Origin of the sequence: Aeromonas rivipollensis (genome assembly GCF_010974825.1) — a bacterium.
Taxonomy (GTDB): domain Bacteria; phylum Pseudomonadota; class Gammaproteobacteria; order Enterobacterales; family Aeromonadaceae; genus Aeromonas; species Aeromonas rivipollensis.
In genome coordinates this window covers 193,227-211,424 of sequence record NZ_JAAILA010000007.1, presented here as the reverse complement: position 1 = coordinate 211,424, position 18,198 = coordinate 193,227, and the positions used below count along the sequence as shown (strand labels likewise).

The following is an 18,198-nucleotide window of genomic DNA, read 5'->3' as shown; positions in this document are numbered from 1 at the left end:
AGAAGGGGATTGAGCAAGGATGCTACTGGAGCGGGGGAGGGAGAACAACCAGGCCCGACGGCGGGCACTGCGTGGGGGACATCCCGGGCTGTCACTGTGAGATGTGACAGTAGCGACAAAGTGAGATTCATAAGATACTCATTTGGTCCGTTTTTGCATGGGGTGGAAACGGGCCATAGCGAGAGTTTTGGTCCCGGGTGTCAGCCCGGGACTTTTTTATGGGGTCAGCTCATGCCGAGCAGCTCCCCGGCCGGGGCGTACTCCCCCCGCAGGGGACGGTTGACGGCGCGCTCGAAGCGCTCGTCCAGCTGGAAGCGGATCCCGACTCCGCGTACGGCCCCCAGATCCACCGCCTGACGGTGACCGAGCCGCTCTATGGGCAGGCCGAGGCGGCGGAAGATGCGCTCCACCGGCAGGCTGACCACGGCGACCAGCTCCCGGATCCCCTGTTCCCTGGCGAAGGCATAAACCTCGCGGAAGATGACGCAGGTCAGCTCGCTGATGCCGTTGTCGAGCGCGGGAGCGCGGCCGGCATCGATGGCAAGCCGGGTCAGCTCCCAGACATCGGCGCCGCGCGGGGGACGCTCGCCGGCGAGGGCACCGGGAAAGATGCTGGGCAGCATGTAGTCCTGGGCGCAGCTGAGCAGCCTGATGCAGCCGCACAGACCCTCTTCATCTTCAATCAACACCCAGTGGGTATCGGGCTTGTCGAAGCTGTCCCGCTCCAGACCCCGGTGGGATTCCACGTCCCAACCGAGCCGATCGGAGAAGACGCGCTTGCGAAAGCGATAAAGCTCGTTTTCGACCTCCCATCTGGGGTGTTCTTTCAATTTTCCTTTGAAAACAAGCATTCATGTCTCTCCATTTCATGGTTAGGCGCTATAATCCAAGGCCTTGGCCAGGGGAGGCTAGCCTATGACACGCGACCAACTGCTTGAGTATCTGGAACATTTCACGCTGGTAACGGATGGAAACCGGCTGGCCGAGCTGATCGGCCGCTTCACCCTGGGAATGGGCTACGACTACTATCGATTTGCGCTTATCCTGCCCATGTCGATGCAAAGGCCCAAGGTGGTGTTGTTCAACCAGTGCCCTGACTCCTGGGTGCAGGCCTACACGGTGAACAACATGCTGGCCTGCGATCCCATCATCCAGCTCGCCCGCACACAGACCCTGCCCATCTACTGGAACCGGCTGGACGAGAAGGCGCGCTTCCTGCAAGAGGGGAGCATGGACGTGATGGGGCTGGCGGCGGAGTTCGGGTTGCGCAACGGCATCTCGTTTCCGCTGCACGGGGCGACGGGGGAGAACGGCATACTGTCGTTCATCACCCGGGAGCGGGCATCCAGTGACCTGCTGCTGGAGTCCTCGCCCATCCTCTCCTGGATGTCCAACTACATCTTCGAGGCGGCGATCCGGATAGTGCGTCAAAGCATGAGGGAGGAGGATCCCCAGGAGGCCCTGACGGATAGGGAGACCGAGTGCCTGTTCTGGGCCAGCGAAGGGAAGACATCGGGGGAGATCGCCTGCATCCTCGGGATCACCGAGCGCACCGTGAACTACCACCTCAACCAGGTCACCCGCAAAACGGGGTCGATGAATCGCTACCAGGCCATCGCCAAAGGGGTCAGCAGCGGTATCTTGCTGCCGAATCTGGAGCAGGTGGTGGTCACCAACTTCCCCAGACTGTTGCAGTGAATGCCGGCCGGGCGACGCTGCCCTGTCGCTCGGCATCTCCTCTGTCGCCATCACCCAGTGTCCCAAGCCGATCTCGTCACTTTGGCGATTCTCGGGGCGGGCCCCCGGGGCCACAATTGTCAGATCCTGCAATTGACAGCCTGTCAGATGTCGTTTTTCGCCCCGCCTTATCAGTTTTTTGAATGCATCAGAAAATGAATGAATTTCTCTGATTTCACGCCTCCCCTTATAGTGCCCCCAGATCTCCCACACAAAGGTTTGTCCATGTTCGCGACCACACTGCAGGGCTTTACCCTCGGCCTCGCCATGATCATCCCCATAGGTGCCCAGAATGCCTTCGTGCTGAGCCGGGGCATTCACCGCAACCACCATCTGCTGACGGCGACCCTCTGCTGTCTGTGCGATCTCGTGCTGATCGGCATAGGGGTGTTTGGCGGTGCCAACCTGCTGGCGGCCAGCCCTATCGGCCTGGCGCTGCTGACCTGGGGCGGCGTGCTGTTTCTCGGCTGGTTCGGGGGGCGCTCCCTGCGCAGTGCCTGGCGCGGACAGGGGGCGGCCCTAGCGGACTCTCCTCAGCTGATGGGGGTCAAGAGCGTGCTCGCCATGACCCTGGGGGTGACCCTGCTCAACCCCCACGTCTACCTGGATACCCTGATGCTGCTCGGCTCCTTCGGCAGCCAGTTTGCCGAGGATCTGCGGCCCGCCTTCGCCGCAGGCGCCATGCTAGCCTCTCTGGTATGGTTCTACGGGCTGGCCTTCGGGGCGGCGGCGCTTTCTCCCTGGCTTGCCCGGAGCAGGGTGCAGCAAGTCATTGATATGGTTGTCGGTATCATAATGCTGGTGCTGGCGGTCAAGCTGGCCAGCGGGGCTCTGCTGGCCTCATAAGGCTATTTTTGTGCCGGGCTTCATAAAAATGAGTCCCGGTGTCATCTGCTGACATATTCGTCTGTTAAATTCCCGGCGCTGGTAAAGCGTTACTCATAATAAAAGGGAAAAGACAGTGAATAACTCCATGAAGCTGGGGGCAATCGCCGCCATCGTGCTGCTGACCGCCTGCAGCAATGAAAATGACAGCAAGGCGCAGCCGGGGACAGTCTCCCTGCGCCTGATCCAGACCTCCGACATCCACTCCAACGTGCTGGGGTATGACTACTACCAGAACAAGGAAGACCGCAAGTTCGGCCTCTCCCGCACCGCCCTGCTGATCCGCGCCGCCCGCGCCGAAAACCCCAACAACCTGCTGCTCGACAACGGTGACCTGATCCAGGGCACGCCGCTGGCGGACTACATCTTCGAGCAGTCCGGTGCCGGCTACCTCGAGAAGCAGGCCCACCCTGTGTTCAAGGCGATGAACGAGCTGGGTTATGACGCGGGCAACCTCGGCAACCACGAGTTCAACTACGGCCTGGATTACCTCGGCAAGGTGCTGGCGGGGGCCGAGTTCCCCTATGTAAACGCCAACGTGTTCGAGGCGGGTGCCTTCAAGCGAGACGCCAAGGGACAGATTGACTGGAGCGGCAACAAGTTCACCCCTTATCTGCTGCTGGAGCGCCAGGTGACGGATGACAAGGGCCAGTCACAGACCGTCAAGGTCGGCATCCTGGGTCTGACGCCGCCCCAGGTGCTGCAGTGGGACAAGCGCCATCTGGAAGGCAAGGTGGTGGTGGCCGACATGGTCGAGACCGCCAACCACTATGTGCCCGAGCTGCGCGCCAAGGGGGCCGATCTGGTGGTGGTGGTGGCCCACACCGGCATCAATGCCAACAGCTACGAGGCCATGATGGAGAACTCCGCCTGGCACCTGGCCAAGGTGAAGGGGATAGATGCCCTGATGCTGGGTCACGCCCACAAGAACTTCCCCGGTGACTTCCCGGACTTGCCCGAGGTGGACAACAAGGCCGGCACCCTGAGTGGCATTCCGACCGTGATGCCCGGCTACTGGGGCAACCACCTCGGCATCATAGATCTCAAGCTGGAGCAAGTGGATGGCAAGTGGCAGGTGAAGCAGAGCCAGGCCAGCCTGCGCAAAATAGATTCAAGCGAAGGCAGCGCCGTGGATCAGCGGGTGGTGGATCTGGTGCAGGCGGATCACGACGCCACCAACCAGTGGCTGGACGAGCCGCTGGGCAAGATCACCTCTCCCATCCACAGCTTCTTCGCCCTGGTGCAGGATGACCCCTCGGTGCAGCTGGTGAGCGATGCCCAGCGTCAGCACGCCGAGCAGCTGCAACGAGACGGTCTGCTCAAGGAGTCCTACCCGATCCTGTCGGTGGCAGCCCCCTTCCGCGGCGGGCGCAACGGCATCAATGACTTCACCTATGTGGCCCAGGGGAACATCTCCTTGCGCAACGTCTCCGATCTCTACATCTATCCGAACACCCTGCAGGTGGTCGAGGTGAACGGGGCCACCGTCAAGGAGTGGCTGGAGATGAGCGCCGGCCAGTTCAACCAGATAGACACCGGCAAGAGCGAGGTGCAGTGGCTGGTGAACGAAAGCTTCCCGACCTACAACTTCGACGTGATCGACGGGGTGAGCTACGAGGTGGACATCACCCAGCCGGCCCGTTACAGCAAGGAGGGGCTCAAGGTGAGCGACGGTCAGCGCATCAGCGGCCTCACCTTCAACGGCCAGCCGGTGGATCCGGCCCAGAAGTTCTACGTGGTGACCAACAACTACCGCGCCAGCGGCGGCGGTCACTTCCCGGGGATCGATGGCAGCAACATAGTCCATGAAGATCCCTTCGAGACGCGGGAGATCATCGCCCAGTACCTCAAGTCCCAGTCTGCTGCCAATCCGGCGGGCTTCAGCCCGGCGGCCAACAACAACTGGCACATGAAGGCGCAGCCAGTGGGGGTTGACGTGCGGCTCTACTCCTCGCCGAGCGATGAGGCCAAGGCTCTGGCCGGTGCGGATCTTGAGTACAAGTCCACCCTGGCGATGGACGACGCCAAACATCCCGGTTACGCCATCTACCGCCTGATCCGCCAGTAATTCAGGCGCGGTCGCAGACCCGTAAAAAAGCCCTCGCATGCGAGGGCTTTTTCATTGGGAAGGGGCCTTAGTAGAAACCCGCGTCGTCCGGGTTGGGACGGGTCTTGAAGCGGCGATGCAGCCACATGTACTGCTCCGGGGCCTTGCGCACGGCGGCTTCAATCTCGCGGTTGGCGCGGGCGGCATCGACCAGGTCGTCACCGCTCGGGTAGCCTTCCAGCGGCGCTCCTATGTGCAGGGTGTAGCCCTCCTGGGTACGGATGTTGTAGCAGGGCAGGGTGACTGTGTTCTTGACCCTGGCCAGGGTGGCGGTGCCCGTGATGGTGGCCGCCTGCTCCACCGCGAAGTAGGGCACGAAGACGCTGGCGTGGCTGCCGTAGTCGTGATCAGGCGCATACCAGAGGGCGTCGCCGTTGCGCAGCGCCTTGATCATCCCCTTCACGTCCATGCGATCCACCAGGTACTTGTTGGAGGCGCAGCGACCGTGGTACTGGGCGTACTCCAGCACCGGATTGGTGTTGGGGCGATAGACGCCGACCCCGGGCCGCACCAGGCCGAAGCAGCGGGCATTGAGCTCCAGCGTCAGGAAGTGGCAGGAGAGTAGCAGCATGCCCTGACCCTTTTCGATGGCGTCGATGACATGCTCTTCCCCTTCCACCTTCATCAGGCGGCGCATCCGCCAGTCGGGCCAGAACCAGGCCATGCCCACCTCGAAGATGGCGCAACCCACGCTCTCGAAGTTCTGTTTGAGCAGGGTTTCCCGCTGATCCCGACTGAGCTCGGGCATCGCCAGCTCCAGGTTGCGACGGGCAATCTTGACGCGGGATTTCAATACCTTGCGGGCCAGGGTGCCGAGCTGGCGACCCAGCCACATCTGGCTGCGCCAGGGCAGCAGTACCAGCAGCCAGAGCAGGCACAGACCGAACCAGCTGCCCCAGTAACGGGGATGGAACAGACGGGGTTCGAGGCGGGGGGCATGTTCGTTGGCCATGAAGAGTCTCTTGTTCACAAAGGCAAGGGAGGGAGCCCAGCCGACACGGGGGGATCGGAGCCCCTGGATAGGCTGTCACTCGCAATCTGGGGATTCTATCCGAAAAATGGGGGTGGGTGCGAATCGCCATCACCTGGTCAGAGGGGTCAGACGGGGGCGCCGTGGCGGGCATGGCTGTGCTTTTTTCACGTCCCGGAAAAGAGTGTGATAAAATCGGCCGCTGAAATTTTCAGGTTTTGAGAGCCGATACAGATGAAAATCACCCTGCCCGAGTTTGAGAAAGCCCGCGTTCTGGTCGTTGGCGATGTCATGTTGGATCGCTATTGGCATGGCCCCACCGGCCGCATCTCCCCCGAGGCGCCGGTGCCCGTGGTCAAGGTCGAGCACATCGAAGAGCGCCCGGGTGGCGCCGCCAACGTGGCCCTGAACTCCGCCGCCCTGGGTGCCCAGGCCGTGTTGCTCGGGCTGACCGGTCAGGATGAGGCCGCCGATGCCCTGGCCGGCCAGATGGCAGGGGTCAAGGTCGCCTGTGATTTCGTTCGTCTGACCGACTACCCGACCATCACCAAGCTGCGGGTGCTGTCCCGCAACCAGCAACTGCTGCGCCTCGATTTTGAAGAGGCCTTCCACGACGTGGACGCCAGCCTGCTGATGAGCAAGGTGGAGCAGGCGCTGCCAGGGGCCGACGTGATGATCCTCTCCGACTACGGCAAGGGCGCCTTGAACGACGTGCCTGGCATGATTGCTCGCGCCCGTGCCGCCGGCATCCCTGTGCTGGTGGATCCCAAGGGGACGGATTTCGAGAAGTATCGCGGCGCCACCCTGCTGACCCCCAACATGTCCGAGTTCGAGGCCGTGGTGGGCAAGGTGAAGAGCGAAGAGGAGCTGGTCGCCAAGGGGCTGGAGCTGGTCAAGCGCTTCGAGCTGGACGCCCTGCTGGTGACCCGTTCCGAGAACGGCATGACCCTGATCCGCGAAGGACAGCCCGAGCTGCACCTGCCGGCCCAGGCTCACGAGGTCTATGACGTCACCGGTGCCGGCGATACCGTCATCTCCACCCTGGCGACCTCCCTGGCCGCCGGCATGAGCCTGGACGAGGCCTGCGCCCTGGCCAACACAGCCGCCGGCATAGTGGTGGGCAAGCTGGGTACCTCCACAGTGAGCCCGGTGGAGCTGGCCAACGCCCTCTACACCGAACAGGAGACCGGCTTTGGCGTCATGTCCGAGGCCCAGCTCAAGGTGGCCGTGCAGGCCGCCCGCCTGCGCGGCGAGAAGGTGGTGATGACCAACGGCTGCTTCGATATCCTGCATGCGGGCCACGTCTCCTACCTGGCCAATGCGGGCAAGCTGGGGGATCGCCTGATAGTCGCGGTCAACACCGATGAGTCCGTGCGCCGCCTCAAGGGGCCGGGCCGTCCGGTCAACCCCACAGAGCGCCGCATGACGGTGCTGGCGGCTTTGGGTGCCGTAGATTGGGTGGTGCCCTTCGGTGAGGACACGCCCCAGCGACTGATCGCCGAGATCCTGCCAGACCTCTTGGTCAAGGGGGGCGACTACAAGCCCGAAGAGATCGCCGGCTATGCCGAAGTGACCGCCAACGGTGGCGAGGTGCGGGTGCTGAACTTCGAGGACGGCTGCTCCACCAGCGAGATCATCAAGACCATACGCGAGCGCGGCTGAGCACCTCCGGCCTCGGCCGGAGGTGCCTGACCACTCGCCTCTGGCGAGCGGCAAGCAGGCAGCAAAAAGGCGACCATAAGGTCGCCTTTTTTCATGCCGTGAATCCGGCTCAGGACTTCTTGGTGACCTGGGCGGCGGGCATCAGGCCCTGGTTCACGTCTTCCAGATCCTTCTGCTCCAGTATGCCGGCGGCCTGCTTGAGGGAGAGGATGCTGAGGATGTAGTTGTAACGGGCCTCGGAGAGTTTCTGCTTGGCCTGGTACAGCTTGCGGGTGGAGTCCAGCACGTCGACTATGGTCCGGGTACCCACTTCATAACCGGCCTCGGTCGCCTTCAGGGCGCTGTCGGCGGAGATGACGGACTGGCTGTAGGCGCGCACCGAGCCGATGCTGGCGTTCACGTTGTTATAGGAAGAACGCACTGTGCTCTGCACCGAGCGGAAGCTGCGCTCCAGCTGCTCGCTGGCGGCCACGTAGTTGAATTGGGCCTGCTTGACCTGGGAGGTGGTGGCGCCCCCGGTGTAGAGCGGCAGGTTGAAGTTCAGGCCGATATTGCCCTGATTGCTGTTGCTCTCGGGGTTGCGGATCTCGTCCTTGTAGTCGTTGTAACCGGCGGTGAGGCCGGCGCCCAGATCCAGGGTCGGCTCATGGCCCGTCTTGGCCAGATCGATCTGCTCCTTGGCGATGTCCTTGCCGATGCGGGCGCTGTGCAGCTCCAGGTTCTTGTCCAGGGCCAGCTCCAGCCACTTGTCGGAGTTGAACGGGGTCTTCTGCGGGGCGAAACGCTCGGTGTTGAGCACGTCCAGCTGGCGATGATCGATGCCGGTCAGCTCGCGCAGGCTCTCGTAGCTGTTGTCCAGGGTGTTCTCGGCATTGATCTCGTCTGCCAGCGCCTGATCGCGCTCGGCCTCGGCTTCATGCACGTCCGTGATGGCGGTCAGGCCCACTTCGAAGCGCTGCTGGGTCTGTTCCAGTTGACGCTCTACCGCGGTCTTGTTCGCACGGACGAACTCCAGGGTATCCATCGCCTTGAGCACGTCGAAATAGGCCTGAGCGGTACGCAGCATCAGGTTCTGGTACTCGAGGTTGTAGGCCACGTCGGACTGGGTGGCGCTCTTCTCGGTCAGGTCCAGGTTGACCCAGTTGCTGCGACGATAGACGGACTGATCCAGGGTGACGCTGCCGCTGGCACCGCTGTTGGTCTGGGTATCGTCCTTGTTCTGCAGGTAGTTCAGGCCGGCGCCCAGATTGATCTGTGGCAAGAGAGCGGCGCGGGATTCGTTGATCTTCTCGAAGGCTTGGTCCCGCTTGGCCTTGGATTCCAGCAGCTGGGTATCCTTGATCTGGGCTTGCTGGTAGATTTCGAGCAGGTTTTCGGCATGAGCGGCACTGCTCACACCCAGCATCACCATGACTGACAAGAGTGTTCTTTTCATATGATAGTTTTAACCTTATTTATCAACCCAAAGCTGTCCGCTGGATGAAGGAGGGGATTGTCACCGACCAAGCTTGATTTCAGCTTAACCACTCTACTACAAGCAGATTTCATTGCGAACTGTCTCTTTTCCAGCGACAGAAACGTCAAGAGTCAGGGCGAGTTTTCTCGGCCACGCGCCTAGCCAAATGTCCTGTGGCTGCTAAAATCCATCCCTCATCGTCGGCGAGAGCGAGTGAATGAATGTTCATTCATGCCCCCGAATATTATGGTCAAACCAAGCCAAGTCAAGCTGGTAGGAGTCTCGTATGTCACAGCAAGCCTTGCCTCAAACCAGTCACTATTCCGGTGATGATGTGAAAATCATCGATAAATCATCTGGATACAACGGCTTTTTCAAAGTGAACGTCTATCGCCTGCAACACAGGTTATTTGCCGGTGGCTGGAATGAGCCCATAGTCCGCGAGCTGTTCGAGCGGGGCCATGCGGCCGCGCTGCTGCCTTATGATCCCGTGCGCGACCAGATAGTGCTGGTGGAGCAGTTCCGCATCGGTGCCATCGAGACCAGCCCCACTCCCTGGCTGCTGGAGCTGGTGGCCGGCATCATAGATGAAGGGGAGACAGCAGAAGCCGTGGTACGCCGCGAGGCGGTGGAAGAGGCGGGCATCGAGGTGGGTCGCTGCGAGCATGCCATCAGCTACCTGGTGAGCCCGGGTGGCAGCACAGAGCGTATCGAGGTCTATGTGGGGGAGGTGGATGCCAGCCAGGCGGCGGGGATCCACGGTCTGGCGGAAGAGGGTGAAGACATCCGGGTGCACGTGGTGAGCCGCGAGCAGGCCTACGCCTGGCTCAAGGAGGGGCGCATCGACAATGCCGCCTCCGTCATCGCCCTGCAATGGTTGGCCCTCAATCATGGCGAGCTGCAGGCCCGCTGGCTGGCGGGGCGCTAAGGTGGCGCTCGTTCACGCCAGGCACCATGTGCCTCCTGCCTGCGAGGTCAATCGTCCATGGACCCTGATTGATGGAGTTGCGATATGCCATTAGTCCAGAGCCCGATGAAACGCTATGTGCCTGATCTAATGTCCTTGCAGCGCACCTGCGAGGTAAATTACATGGCCTTGATGAAGCTGCTGCCCCCCGGTGGCAGCGTGGGGGCGGAGCGCCGTTATCAGGTGGGCAACGGCCTGCAGTTCCAGCTCACCGTCAGCGAAGAGAGCCGCTTCACCAGTCAGGTGATCCTGGCCCAGCACAATCCCGAGTTGCCGAGCTACTTGCAGGCTCGTATAGAGATTCGTTTGTATCACGATGTGCGGATGGCGGAAGTGTGTGCGGCGCAACAGATTTCAATGTTGCAACCACGTTATGATTATCCCAATAAAAAAATGCACCACAGGGATGAAAAAGAGCAGGTAAATCTATTCTTGGCCGATTGGCTAAGATTTTGTCTCAAACATGGCACCAGCCTGATCAACATCCTCTAGTCGAACCCATAAAAAAGAAGCGTGATTTTGGAAACAGAGCTACCTCAGGCGCCGGACGGCAGTGTGCGCCTGTTACAGATTACCGATACCCATCTCTTCGCCAGTGCAGAGGGACGACTGCTGGCCGTGCGAACCGCAGAGAGCCTGGCCGCCGTGCTGGAGCAGGTGCAGGCCAATGCGCATCCGTTCGATCTGATCCTCGCCACCGGGGATCTGTCCCAGGATCACAGCCCGGAATCCTATCAGCGGTTCGCCTCCATGATGGCCCCGCTGGCGCGCCCCATCTACTGGTTGCCCGGCAACCACGATGACGGCCCCCTGATGACGGAGTACCTCCACGCCGCCGGGATCAGCGAAGCCAAGCAGCTGGTGGGAGACCACTGGCAGGTGATCCTGCTCGATACCCAGGTGCGCGGCAAACCCCATGGTGTGCTCGGGGATCACCAGCTGGCGGCGCTGGACAGCGCCCTGCGTCAGCATCCCGAGCGCCACGCCCTCATCGCCCTGCACCATCAGGCGGTGCCGGTGGGCTGCGCCTGGCTGGATCAGCACAATCTCAAGAATGCCGACGATCTCTTCGCCGTGCTGGCCCGCCATCCCCAGCAGAAGACCATCTTGTTCGGCCATGTGCATCAGGAGTTTGACGAGGTGCACCAGGGGGTGAGGCTGATCGCGAGCCCCTCCACCTGCATCCAGTTCAAGCCGCTCTCCGATGGCTTCGCCCTGGACGAGTCCGGCCCGGGCTGGCGTTATCTCACCCTGCATCCGGATGGCCGCATTGCCAGCCAGGTGTGGCGGTTGCCGGTGGGGCAGTTCGTGCCCGACCCCAACGCCACCGGGTATTGAGGAGTCCGCCACCATGACCCCGGTTCTGCTGTATCTGCACGGTTTCAACTCATCGCCCGGCTCGGCCAAGGCGCAGCAGATGGCTGCCTGGGTGGCCGAGCACAGGCCCGACATCGAAGTGCTTATCCCGGCCCAGCCCAATACCCCGGCGGCGGCCTGGGAGGCCATAGAGGGCGTCATTGCCGAGGCCAGGGCTCGCCATGATGGCCGCCTCAGGCTAGGTGCCGTGGGCAGCTCCCTCGGCGGCTTTATGGCGACCCGGGTGAGCGAGCTGCATGGCTGCCGCGCGGCGCTGATCAATCCGGCGGTGCGCCCCCATGAACTGCTCTGCGACTACCTGGGCCACCAGGTCAATCCCTATACCGACGAGCGCTACGAGCTGCTGCCGACCCACATGGACGAGCTGCGGGCGCTGGCGGTACCGGTGAGCGCCCCCGAGCGACTCTGGATCCTGCAACAGCAGGAGGATGAGGTGCTCGACTATCGCAAGGCATTGAGGGAATACGAGTTTGCCCGCCTCTCCCTGGAGTGCGGCGGCAACCACGCCTTCGTCGGCTTCGAGCGCTATCCCGCCCAGATAGTGCGCTTCCTCGGGCTCTAGCCGTGCAACCGCCGTTGGCCGCCTTTCTGGAACAGGTGCTGGCCACGGCTCAGGCCGGGCTCACCTACTCCCAAGATCCCTTCGATATCGCCCGCTTCGAGGCGCTGCGAAACGCGGCTGCCACGCTTATCGCCAGCCAGAGCGAGCTGGATCACGAGGCCATCGCCCACTGGATTGCTCTGGACAGCGGTTATCCCACCCCCAAGCTGGATGTGCGGGCGCTGATCCTGGATGACGCGGGCCGGCTGCTGCTGGTGCAGGAGCGCAGCGACGGACTCTGGACTCTGCCCGGGGGCTGGTGCGACATAGGCGACTCGCCAGCGGGCGCAGTGGTGCGCGAGGTTGTTGAAGAGACGGGCCTTGAGTGCCGCGCCGTGCAACTGCTGGCCCTGTTCGACAAGCTCAAACACCCCCATCCCCCGCAACTGCCCCATGCCCACAAGGCCTTCTTCCTGTGCGAGGTGACAGGCGGAGTGCTGCTCACCGAGACTGACGAGACCCGAGGCGCGGCCTATTTCCCCATCGACGCCCTGCCTCCGCTCTCCCGCCACCGGGTGGTGGAGTCCCAATTGCGCAGTCTTCACGACCATGTGCGGCAGGGGCGGTGCGAGACGCTGTTCGATTGAGACGACAGGGCCCCGTGCCCGGTGGCAAGGAGGCCATATGATCAAACAAATCGGCAATACCCCCATTCAGGCGAAACACAGGGCCAGCTGCCATTGCGGCGCCCTGGTGCTGGAGCTCAGTCTGCCGGATGGTGTGGTGGATCCCCGCCGCTGCGACTGCTCCCTCTGCCGGCGGCGGGGGGCCATAGTCGCCTCTGTGCCGCTCTCTGGCATCCGCATCCTGCAGGGAGAGGAGGTGCTGCGCTGTTACCAGTTCAACACCCGTACCGCCAAGCACTACTTCTGCGGCGTCTGCGGCATCTACACCCACCACCAGCGCCGCTCCAACCCGGCCGAGTATGGCTACAACCTCGCCTGTCTCGAGGGGGTCAACCCGTTCGCGCTCGGCGAGGTGCCGCTGCGGGATGGCATCAACCACCCGGCCGACAGGGCTGAATGACGGCATGGAGCCATCTGCTTCTGTAGCCGCCGAAATGGCTGTGTTAACCTTGGTCAGCCTGCGCTCTGGCGGGCCATTCTCCTCCTCTTGCCAACCGGGAGCCTGCCCATGACGACTGCTTCAGCGCTGCCGGATCTGATCCTGGGGGCCTCGCTCTACTTTCCCCCCCTGTTCAAGGCGGTGCTGCTCGGCCTGCTCGGCTGGTTGCCGGTGCACCACCTGCTGAGAGACTGGCTCTACGGCGGGGACGTCTGGCACCCTCTTCTGATGGATCTCTCCCTGTTTATCCTCGCCGTCAGTGGCGCACTCTGGATACTGCTACATGGCTAAATCTCCCCTGGCAACCCTCAAATACTTCTCCACCCTGCTGGTGTGCGCCCTGGCGCTGGTGTCGCTCTGGTGGTTGTGGAACTACTACATGCAGGGCCCCTGGACCCGGGATGGCAAGGTGCGGGCCGAGCTGGTCAGCATCACCCCCGAGGTGTCGGGCAAGATAGTCAGCATCTGGATCAAGGACAACCAGCTGGTGAAGAAGGGGGAGACCCTGTTCAGCCTGGATCCCGTGCCCTACCGGATTGCCCTGGACAACGCCAACGCGGCGCTGGCCAAGGCGAAATCGGATCTCGACAAGGCGGAGCACGAGGCCAGGCGTCGCCAGGGACTGTCCCGCACCGTCATCTCCGCCGAGGCGGTCGACGAGTCCAGGCTCAATGCCCAGGCGATGAAGGCGGCCTATCAGGTGGCCCAGGCCAATCTGGAGCAGGCCAGATGGTCGCTCGCGCGAACCGAGGTGCACGCCGCCAGCGACGGTTACATCACCAACCTGCAGGCCAGGGTCGGCAACTACGCTAGCGCCGGGGTGCCTCTGGTGGCTTTGGTAGATATCCACTCCTTCTACGTGCAGGGTTATTTCGAAGAGACCAAGCTCAGGCACATAGCGCCGGGCAAGCCGGCGCGCATGGTGCTCTACAGTGGGGAGCAGGCGCTCAAGGGGGAGGTGGAGAGCATAGGGCGCGCCATTCACGATCAGAGCCTGGAGGGGAGCCAGGGGCTGCTGCTCGACGTCAAGCCGAACGTGCCCTGGGTGCGGCTGGCCCAGCGGGTGCCGGTGCGGATCCGTCTGCTGGATGTGCCGCCCGAGCTTGCCCTGATCGCGGGCACCACCTGCACCATCACCATAGGGGAATAGGGTGGCAGGCCGGGGACGCTGGCGCCAGACACCCTGGGGTCAGGCCAATGAGGGCCAGTGGCGCTATGCCCTGCGCAACAGCCTGGCCATGTGCCTGTCGCTCTGGCTGGCCTTCGTGCTGCAACTGGATGCCCCCTACTGGGCCATGACCTCGGCCGCCGTGGTGAGCTTTCCCACCGTCGGCGGCGTCATCAGCAAGAGCCTGGGGCGGGTAGTGGGCAGCCTCATCGGCGCCATGGCGGCCGTGATGATCACCGGTCTTGGCATCAGCGATCCCTGGCTGTTCAGCTTCCTTATCGCGCTCTGGCTCGGCCTTTGCACCTACATCTCCAACCACTATCAGAACAACGTCTCCTACGCCTTTGCCCTGGCGGGCTACACTGCGGCCATCATCGCCTTCTCCTGCGTCAACGTGACCGAGACAGAGCACATCTTCGACATCGCCCAGGCCAGGGTGAGCGAGGTGATAGTGGGCATCCTCTGCGGCGGTCTGATGATGATGATTCTGCCGAGCCTCTCGGATGGAGAGACACTGCTGGCGTCCCTTGGCAAGAGTCAGGCCCGGCTGCGGGAGCACGCCCAGTTGCTCTGGCTGGGGGAGGCGGGGGCCGATGTGCGCGGTGCCCACGAGGGAATCATCGGCCAGATCCTCACCATGAACGTGCTGCGCATTCAGGCGGTGTGGAGTCACCACCGGCTGCGCCGCCACAACCGGCTGCTCAACTTCCTGCTGCACCGCCAGCTGCGGATGGTCAGCCTGATCTCCGGAGTGCGCCGCATGCTGCAACACTGGCCGCAGCTGCCGGACGGGTTGACCCCCCTGCTGACCTCGGTGATCCGCGCGCTGGGCGAGCCCGATTGCGACAAATACCGCATCGCCCGCCTGCTGGCTCCCTTCGTGGCCGAGTCGGGCCGTGATTTTCGCCACCGCACCTTCTGGCTGCGCCTGCGCCATTTCTGCTGGAGCTATCTGGAGTGCCAGCGCTGGCTCGGCCGGCTGGCGCCCTATGACGGCCAGGAGTGGCCCACGCCGCCGCACCACAGCTCGCTCACCCGTTACAACGACAGCGTCGAGGCGGCCTACAACGGCGGTCGCACCTTCCTCTGCGTGGTGCTGGGCTGCGCCTTCTGGATCAACACCCAGTGGGAGTCGGGCGCCTCGGCCCTGACCCTGCTCTCCATCTGCTGCGTGCTCTATTCGGCCACCCCGACGCCGACCAAGGGGACCCAGACCATGCTGCAGGCCATCCTGCTGCTGAGCCTGGTCTGCTTCGCGGTCAAGTTCGGCCTGATGATCCGCATCGACGACTTCTGGCTGTTCTGCGCCCTGCTGTTCCCCGCGCTCATCACCATGCAGTTGATCAAGTTGCAGCGCCCCTCGTCGGCGGCGCTCTGGGGCCAGCTCATAGTGCTGCTCGGCTCCTTCCTCGCCATCACCAACCCGCCGAGTTACGACTATCAAACCTTCGTCAACGACAGCATCGGCAAGGTGCTGGGGGTCATGGTGGCGGGACTGGCGTTCCAGATCCTCAGACCCAGCTCGGACAGGCGCAAGAGCCGCCGCCTCATCCGCTCCCTGCGCCGCCACTTCATCGATCAGCTGGCCGCCAGGCCCCGGCAGAGCGAGAGCCAGTTTGAATCCCTCATCTATCACTGCATCAGCCAGCTCGGTCAGGGGCAGGATCAGGGCGCCCGGCTCTGGGTGCTGCGCTGGGGCGTAGTGCTGCTCAACTGCAGCCACATCGTCTGGCAACTGCGCCAGTGGCGGGGCAGGGAGCCGGCACTCTATCTGGTGCGGGACGCCTGCGTGCGCTGTCTTGAGGGGATCCTCACCGAGCAGGGGGTGCAACACGGCTCCCTCCATCAGACCCTGGCCGAGCTGGATCGCATCAGCCTCGGCCTGGCCGATCACCCCGAGCCCTCGGCCCGGGAGCTGGCGGGCCTGGTGTGGCGACTCCATTGCTCCCTCTCCCCCCTGTTGCAGGCGCAGCCTTCGGCCCTGGCGCCCGCCTGATCCCTCTCGTCCTTGTTGCAGGTGCAGCCCATGGCCCTGGCGCCCGCCTGATCCCTATCGTCCTTGTTGCAGGTGCAGCCCTCGGCCCTGGCGCCCGCCTGATCCCTCTCGTCCTTGTTGCTGGCGAAACCCAAGGCACTGACACCCGCCTGATCCTGCGGGGCCATAGCCTCTCTGGATCACCCTTTGCCACCGCCCTATTTGTCCAAGACCCTCCCAGCGAGTAAGATTCCCTCCAAACGTCAATTCGCAAGGCCCTCCATGTCCACTCAATACAATGCGGATGCCATTGAGGTCCTCAATGGCCTCGAACCGGTGCGTCGCCGCCCCGGCATGTACACAGACACCACCAGGCCCAATCACCTCGGCCAGGAGGTCATCGACAACAGCGTCGATGAGGCGCTGGCGGGCCATGCCCGCACCCTGGAGGTGATCCTGCACGAGGACCAGTCTCTCGAGGTGATCGATGACGGCCGTGGCATGCCGGTCGACATTCACCCGGAAGAGGGCGTTTCCGGTGTGGAGCTGATCCTCTGCAAGCTGCACGCGGGGGGCAAGTTCTCCAACAAGAACTACCAGTTCTCCGGCGGTCTGCACGGGGTGGGCATCTCTGTGGTGAATGCCCTTTCCGATCGGGTCGAGGTGACGGTGCGCCGGGACGGCCAGGTCTATGACATCGCCTTCGAGCGCGGCGACAAGGTGCAGGAGCTGACCATCACAGGCACCTGCGGGCGCCGCAACACCGGCACCCGGGTGCGCTTCTGGCCAGAGGCGCGCTACTTCGACTCGCCGCGCTTCTCGGTCTCCAAGCTCGAGCATCTGCTCAAGGCCAAGGCCGTGCTCTGCCCCGGCCTCACCATCAAGTTCCTCGACAAGAACACCGGCATCAAGCTGGAGTGGTGCTACGAGGATGGCCTCAAGGATTACCTCATTGATGCGGTCAAGCAGTTCACCTGCCTGCCGGAGCAGCCCTTCGTCGGCGCCTTCAGCACCGAGCAGTCTGCGGTGGACTGGGCCCTGTGCTGGCTGCCGGAAGGGGGCGAGTGCCTCGCCGAATCCTATGTGAACCTGATCCCCACTGCGCTCGGCGGCACCCACGTCAATGGCCTGCGTCAGGGCCTGCTGGACGCCATGCGCGAGTTCTGCGAGTTCCGCAACCTGTTGCCGCGCGGGGTCAAGCTCACGCCGGAAGACATCTGGGATCGCTGCGCCTACATCCTCTCCGTCAAGATGCAGGATCCCCAGTTCGCCGGTCAGACCAAGGAGCGGCTGTCGTCCCGCCAGAGCTCGGCCTTCGTCTCCGGGGTGGTGAAGGATGCCTTCAGCCTTTACTTAAACAGCAACACCGAGCTGGCGGAGCAGATCGCGGAGATCTGCATCAGCAGCGCCCAGCGCCGGATGCGCGCCGCCAAGACTGTGGTGCGCAAGAAGATAACGCAAGGCCCGGCCCTGCCCGGCAAGCTCACCGACTGCAACTGCGCCGACCCCATGCAGGGGGAGCTGTTCCTGGTGGAGGGTGACTCTGCAGGCGGCAGCGCCAAGCAGGCGCGGGACCGTGAATTCCAGGCCATCATGCCCCTGCGCGGCAAGATACTGAACACCTGGGAGGTGGAGGCCGGTCAGGTGCTCGCCTCCCAGGAAGTGCACGACATCTCGGTGGCCATAGGCCTGGATCCCGACTCCGAGGATCTCTCCGGCCTGCGCTACGGCAAGGTGTGCATACTGGCGGATGCGGACTCGGACGGTCTGCATATCGCCACCCTGCTCTGCGCACTCTTTGTTAAGCATTTCAGAACCCTGGTCAACAAGGGCCACGTCTATGTGGCCATGCCGCCGCTCTACCGGATCGACATCGGCAAGGAGGTCTTCTATGCCCTCGACGAGGACGAGAAGAACGGCGTGCTGCAACGGGTCGAGGCCGAGAAGAAGAAGGGCAAGGTGATGGTGACCCGATTCAAGGGCCTGGGTGAGATGAACCCGAAACAGCTGCGGGAAACCACCATGGATCCCAACACTCGCCGCCTGGTGCAGCTCACCATGGGCGAGCTGGAGGAGGGGGACGAGACCCTGCAGCTGATGGATATGCTGCTGGCCAAGAAGCGTGCCCCGGATCGCCGCGAGTGGCTTGAGGAGAAGGGCAACCTTGCGATCATCTAAGCCAATGGCCTCTGTCATCAGCCGACCCGACTTTCAGGTGCGCCGCCCAG

At 63.1% G+C, this 18,198-nt stretch carries 17 protein-coding genes; 14 read left to right on the top strand and 3 right to left on the bottom strand.

Features of this window, described 5'->3' with window-relative positions:
• Positions 1-224: 224 nt before the first annotated feature.
• On the bottom strand, positions 225-851 hold the full coding sequence (locus G4923_RS04720; protein ID WP_111913449.1) for an acyl-homoserine-lactone synthase: 627 nt from the start codon (positions 849-851) through the stop codon (positions 225-227).
• Positions 852-915: 64 nt separating this feature from the next.
• On the opposite strand from G4923_RS04720, the gene G4923_RS04715 reads away from it, so the two are divergent.
• The 3 genes from G4923_RS04715 to G4923_RS04705 all read left to right on the top strand — a co-directional run bounded on the left by G4923_RS04715 (position 916) and on the right by G4923_RS04705 (position 4,690).
• Positions 916-1,698 carry a LuxR family transcriptional regulator gene (locus G4923_RS04715; protein ID WP_106885094.1) on the top strand — a complete coding sequence of 261 codons (783 nt, stop codon included), beginning with the start codon at positions 916-918 and terminating at the stop codon, positions 1,696-1,698.
• 264 nt (positions 1,699-1,962) lie between these two features.
• Positions 1,963-2,583, top strand: a complete 621-nt coding sequence (gene lysE / locus G4923_RS04710) for an L-lysine exporter (RefSeq protein WP_163135743.1) — start codon at positions 1,963-1,965, stop codon at positions 2,581-2,583.
• A 127-nt stretch (positions 2,584-2,710) separates the two neighbouring features.
• Entirely contained in the window at positions 2,711-4,690 is a 1,980-nt protein-coding gene (locus G4923_RS04705; protein ID WP_163135891.1) for a bifunctional 2',3'-cyclic-nucleotide 2'-phosphodiesterase/3'-nucleotidase, read from the top strand.
• Positions 4,691-4,757: 67 nt separating this feature from the next.
• On the opposite strand, the gene lpxL is transcribed toward G4923_RS04705, so the two are convergent.
• On the bottom strand, positions 4,758-5,681 hold the full coding sequence (gene lpxL / locus G4923_RS04700; protein ID WP_163135741.1) for an LpxL/LpxP family Kdo(2)-lipid IV(A) lauroyl/palmitoleoyl acyltransferase: 924 nt from the start codon (positions 5,679-5,681) through the stop codon (positions 4,758-4,760).
• Between the two features lie 252 nt (positions 5,682-5,933).
• On the opposite strand from lpxL, the gene hldE reads away from it, so the two are divergent.
• A complete protein-coding gene (gene hldE, locus G4923_RS04695; RefSeq protein ID WP_139744090.1) occupies positions 5,934-7,361 on the top strand; it encodes a bifunctional D-glycero-beta-D-manno-heptose-7-phosphate kinase/D-glycero-beta-D-manno-heptose 1-phosphate adenylyltransferase HldE in 1,428 nt (475 codons plus the stop codon).
• A gap of 109 nt (positions 7,362-7,470) precedes the next feature.
• Here hldE and tolC read toward each other — a convergent pair whose 3' ends face one another.
• Positions 7,471-8,796: an outer membrane channel protein TolC gene (gene tolC, locus G4923_RS04690; protein ID WP_106885089.1), complete on the bottom strand. Its 1,326-nt coding sequence runs from the start codon at positions 8,794-8,796 to the stop codon at positions 7,471-7,473.
• Between the two features lie 307 nt (positions 8,797-9,103).
• Here tolC and nudF point away from each other — a divergent pair, with 307 nt between their 5' ends.
• From nudF to parE, 10 genes are all read left to right on the top strand, one after another.
• Positions 9,104-9,745 (top strand): ADP-ribose diphosphatase, encoded by a 642-nt coding sequence (nudF, locus tag G4923_RS04685; protein ID WP_025325572.1) that lies wholly within the window; start codon positions 9,104-9,106, stop codon positions 9,743-9,745.
• Positions 9,746-9,829: 84 nt separating this feature from the next.
• A complete protein-coding gene (locus G4923_RS04680; RefSeq protein ID WP_025325573.1) occupies positions 9,830-10,276 on the top strand; it encodes a DUF1249 domain-containing protein in 447 nt (148 codons plus the stop codon).
• A gap of 27 nt (positions 10,277-10,303) precedes the next feature.
• The gene (gene cpdA, locus G4923_RS04675) at positions 10,304-11,122 is read left to right on the top strand and encodes a 3',5'-cyclic-AMP phosphodiesterase (RefSeq protein WP_111913459.1); all 819 of its coding nucleotides are present in this window, start codon (positions 10,304-10,306) and stop codon (positions 11,120-11,122) included.
• A 13-nt stretch (positions 11,123-11,135) separates the two neighbouring features.
• Positions 11,136-11,723, top strand: a complete 588-nt coding sequence (locus G4923_RS04670; protein WP_163135739.1) for a YqiA/YcfP family alpha/beta fold hydrolase — start codon at positions 11,136-11,138, stop codon at positions 11,721-11,723.
• Positions 11,724-11,725: 2 nt separating this feature from the next.
• A complete protein-coding gene (locus G4923_RS04665; RefSeq protein ID WP_163135737.1) occupies positions 11,726-12,349 on the top strand; it encodes an NUDIX hydrolase N-terminal domain-containing protein in 624 nt (207 codons plus the stop codon).
• Between the two features lie 37 nt (positions 12,350-12,386).
• Positions 12,387-12,788 carry a GFA family protein gene (locus tag G4923_RS04660; RefSeq protein WP_163135735.1) on the top strand — a complete coding sequence of 134 codons (402 nt, stop codon included), beginning with the start codon at positions 12,387-12,389 and terminating at the stop codon, positions 12,786-12,788.
• 108 nt (positions 12,789-12,896) lie between these two features.
• Positions 12,897-13,118, top strand: a complete 222-nt coding sequence (locus G4923_RS04655; RefSeq protein WP_163135733.1) for a DUF1656 domain-containing protein — start codon at positions 12,897-12,899, stop codon at positions 13,116-13,118.
• The gene (locus G4923_RS04650; RefSeq protein WP_163135731.1) at positions 13,111-13,977 is read left to right on the top strand and encodes an efflux RND transporter periplasmic adaptor subunit; all 867 of its coding nucleotides are present in this window, start codon (positions 13,111-13,113) and stop codon (positions 13,975-13,977) included. The genes G4923_RS04655 and G4923_RS04650 overlap by 8 nt, the downstream gene beginning before the upstream one ends.
• A gap of 1 nt (position 13,978) precedes the next feature.
• Positions 13,979-15,991, top strand: a complete 2,013-nt coding sequence (locus G4923_RS04645; protein WP_163135729.1) for an FUSC family protein — start codon at positions 13,979-13,981, stop codon at positions 15,989-15,991.
• A 261-nt stretch (positions 15,992-16,252) separates the two neighbouring features.
• Entirely contained in the window at positions 16,253-18,148 is a 1,896-nt protein-coding gene (parE, locus tag G4923_RS04640; RefSeq protein ID WP_163135727.1) for a DNA topoisomerase IV subunit B, read from the top strand.
• Positions 18,149-18,198: the final 50 nt, after the last annotated feature.

Bases quoted from the DNA above. Each gene is read 5' to 3' on its own strand.
- G4923_RS04720 (WP_111913449.1), bottom strand. From the start codon at position 851: ATGCTTGTTTTCAAAGGAAAATTGAAAGAACACCCCAGATGGGAGGTC.
- G4923_RS04715 (WP_106885094.1), top strand. From the start codon at position 916: ATGACACGCGACCAACTGCTTGAGTATCTGGAACATTTCACGCTGGTA.
- lysE (WP_163135743.1), top strand. From the start codon at position 1,963: ATGTTCGCGACCACACTGCAGGGCTTTACCCTCGGCCTCGCCATGATC.
- G4923_RS04705 (WP_163135891.1), top strand. From the start codon at position 2,711: ATGAAGCTGGGGGCAATCGCCGCCATCGTGCTGCTGACCGCCTGCAGC.
- lpxL (WP_163135741.1), bottom strand. From the start codon at position 5,681: ATGGCCAACGAACATGCCCCCCGCCTCGAACCCCGTCTGTTCCATCCC.
- hldE (WP_139744090.1), top strand. From the start codon at position 5,934: ATGAAAATCACCCTGCCCGAGTTTGAGAAAGCCCGCGTTCTGGTCGTT.
- tolC (WP_106885089.1), bottom strand. From the start codon at position 8,796: ATGAAAAGAACACTCTTGTCAGTCATGGTGATGCTGGGTGTGAGCAGT.
- nudF (WP_025325572.1), top strand. From the start codon at position 9,104: ATGTCACAGCAAGCCTTGCCTCAAACCAGTCACTATTCCGGTGATGAT.
- G4923_RS04680 (WP_025325573.1), top strand. From the start codon at position 9,830: ATGCCATTAGTCCAGAGCCCGATGAAACGCTATGTGCCTGATCTAATG.
- G4923_RS04670 (WP_163135739.1), top strand. From the start codon at position 11,136: ATGACCCCGGTTCTGCTGTATCTGCACGGTTTCAACTCATCGCCCGGC.
- G4923_RS04660 (WP_163135735.1), top strand. From the start codon at position 12,387: ATGATCAAACAAATCGGCAATACCCCCATTCAGGCGAAACACAGGGCC.
- G4923_RS04655 (WP_163135733.1), top strand. From the start codon at position 12,897: ATGACGACTGCTTCAGCGCTGCCGGATCTGATCCTGGGGGCCTCGCTC.
- G4923_RS04650 (WP_163135731.1), top strand. From the start codon at position 13,111: ATGGCTAAATCTCCCCTGGCAACCCTCAAATACTTCTCCACCCTGCTG.
- parE (WP_163135727.1), top strand. From the start codon at position 16,253: ATGTCCACTCAATACAATGCGGATGCCATTGAGGTCCTCAATGGCCTC.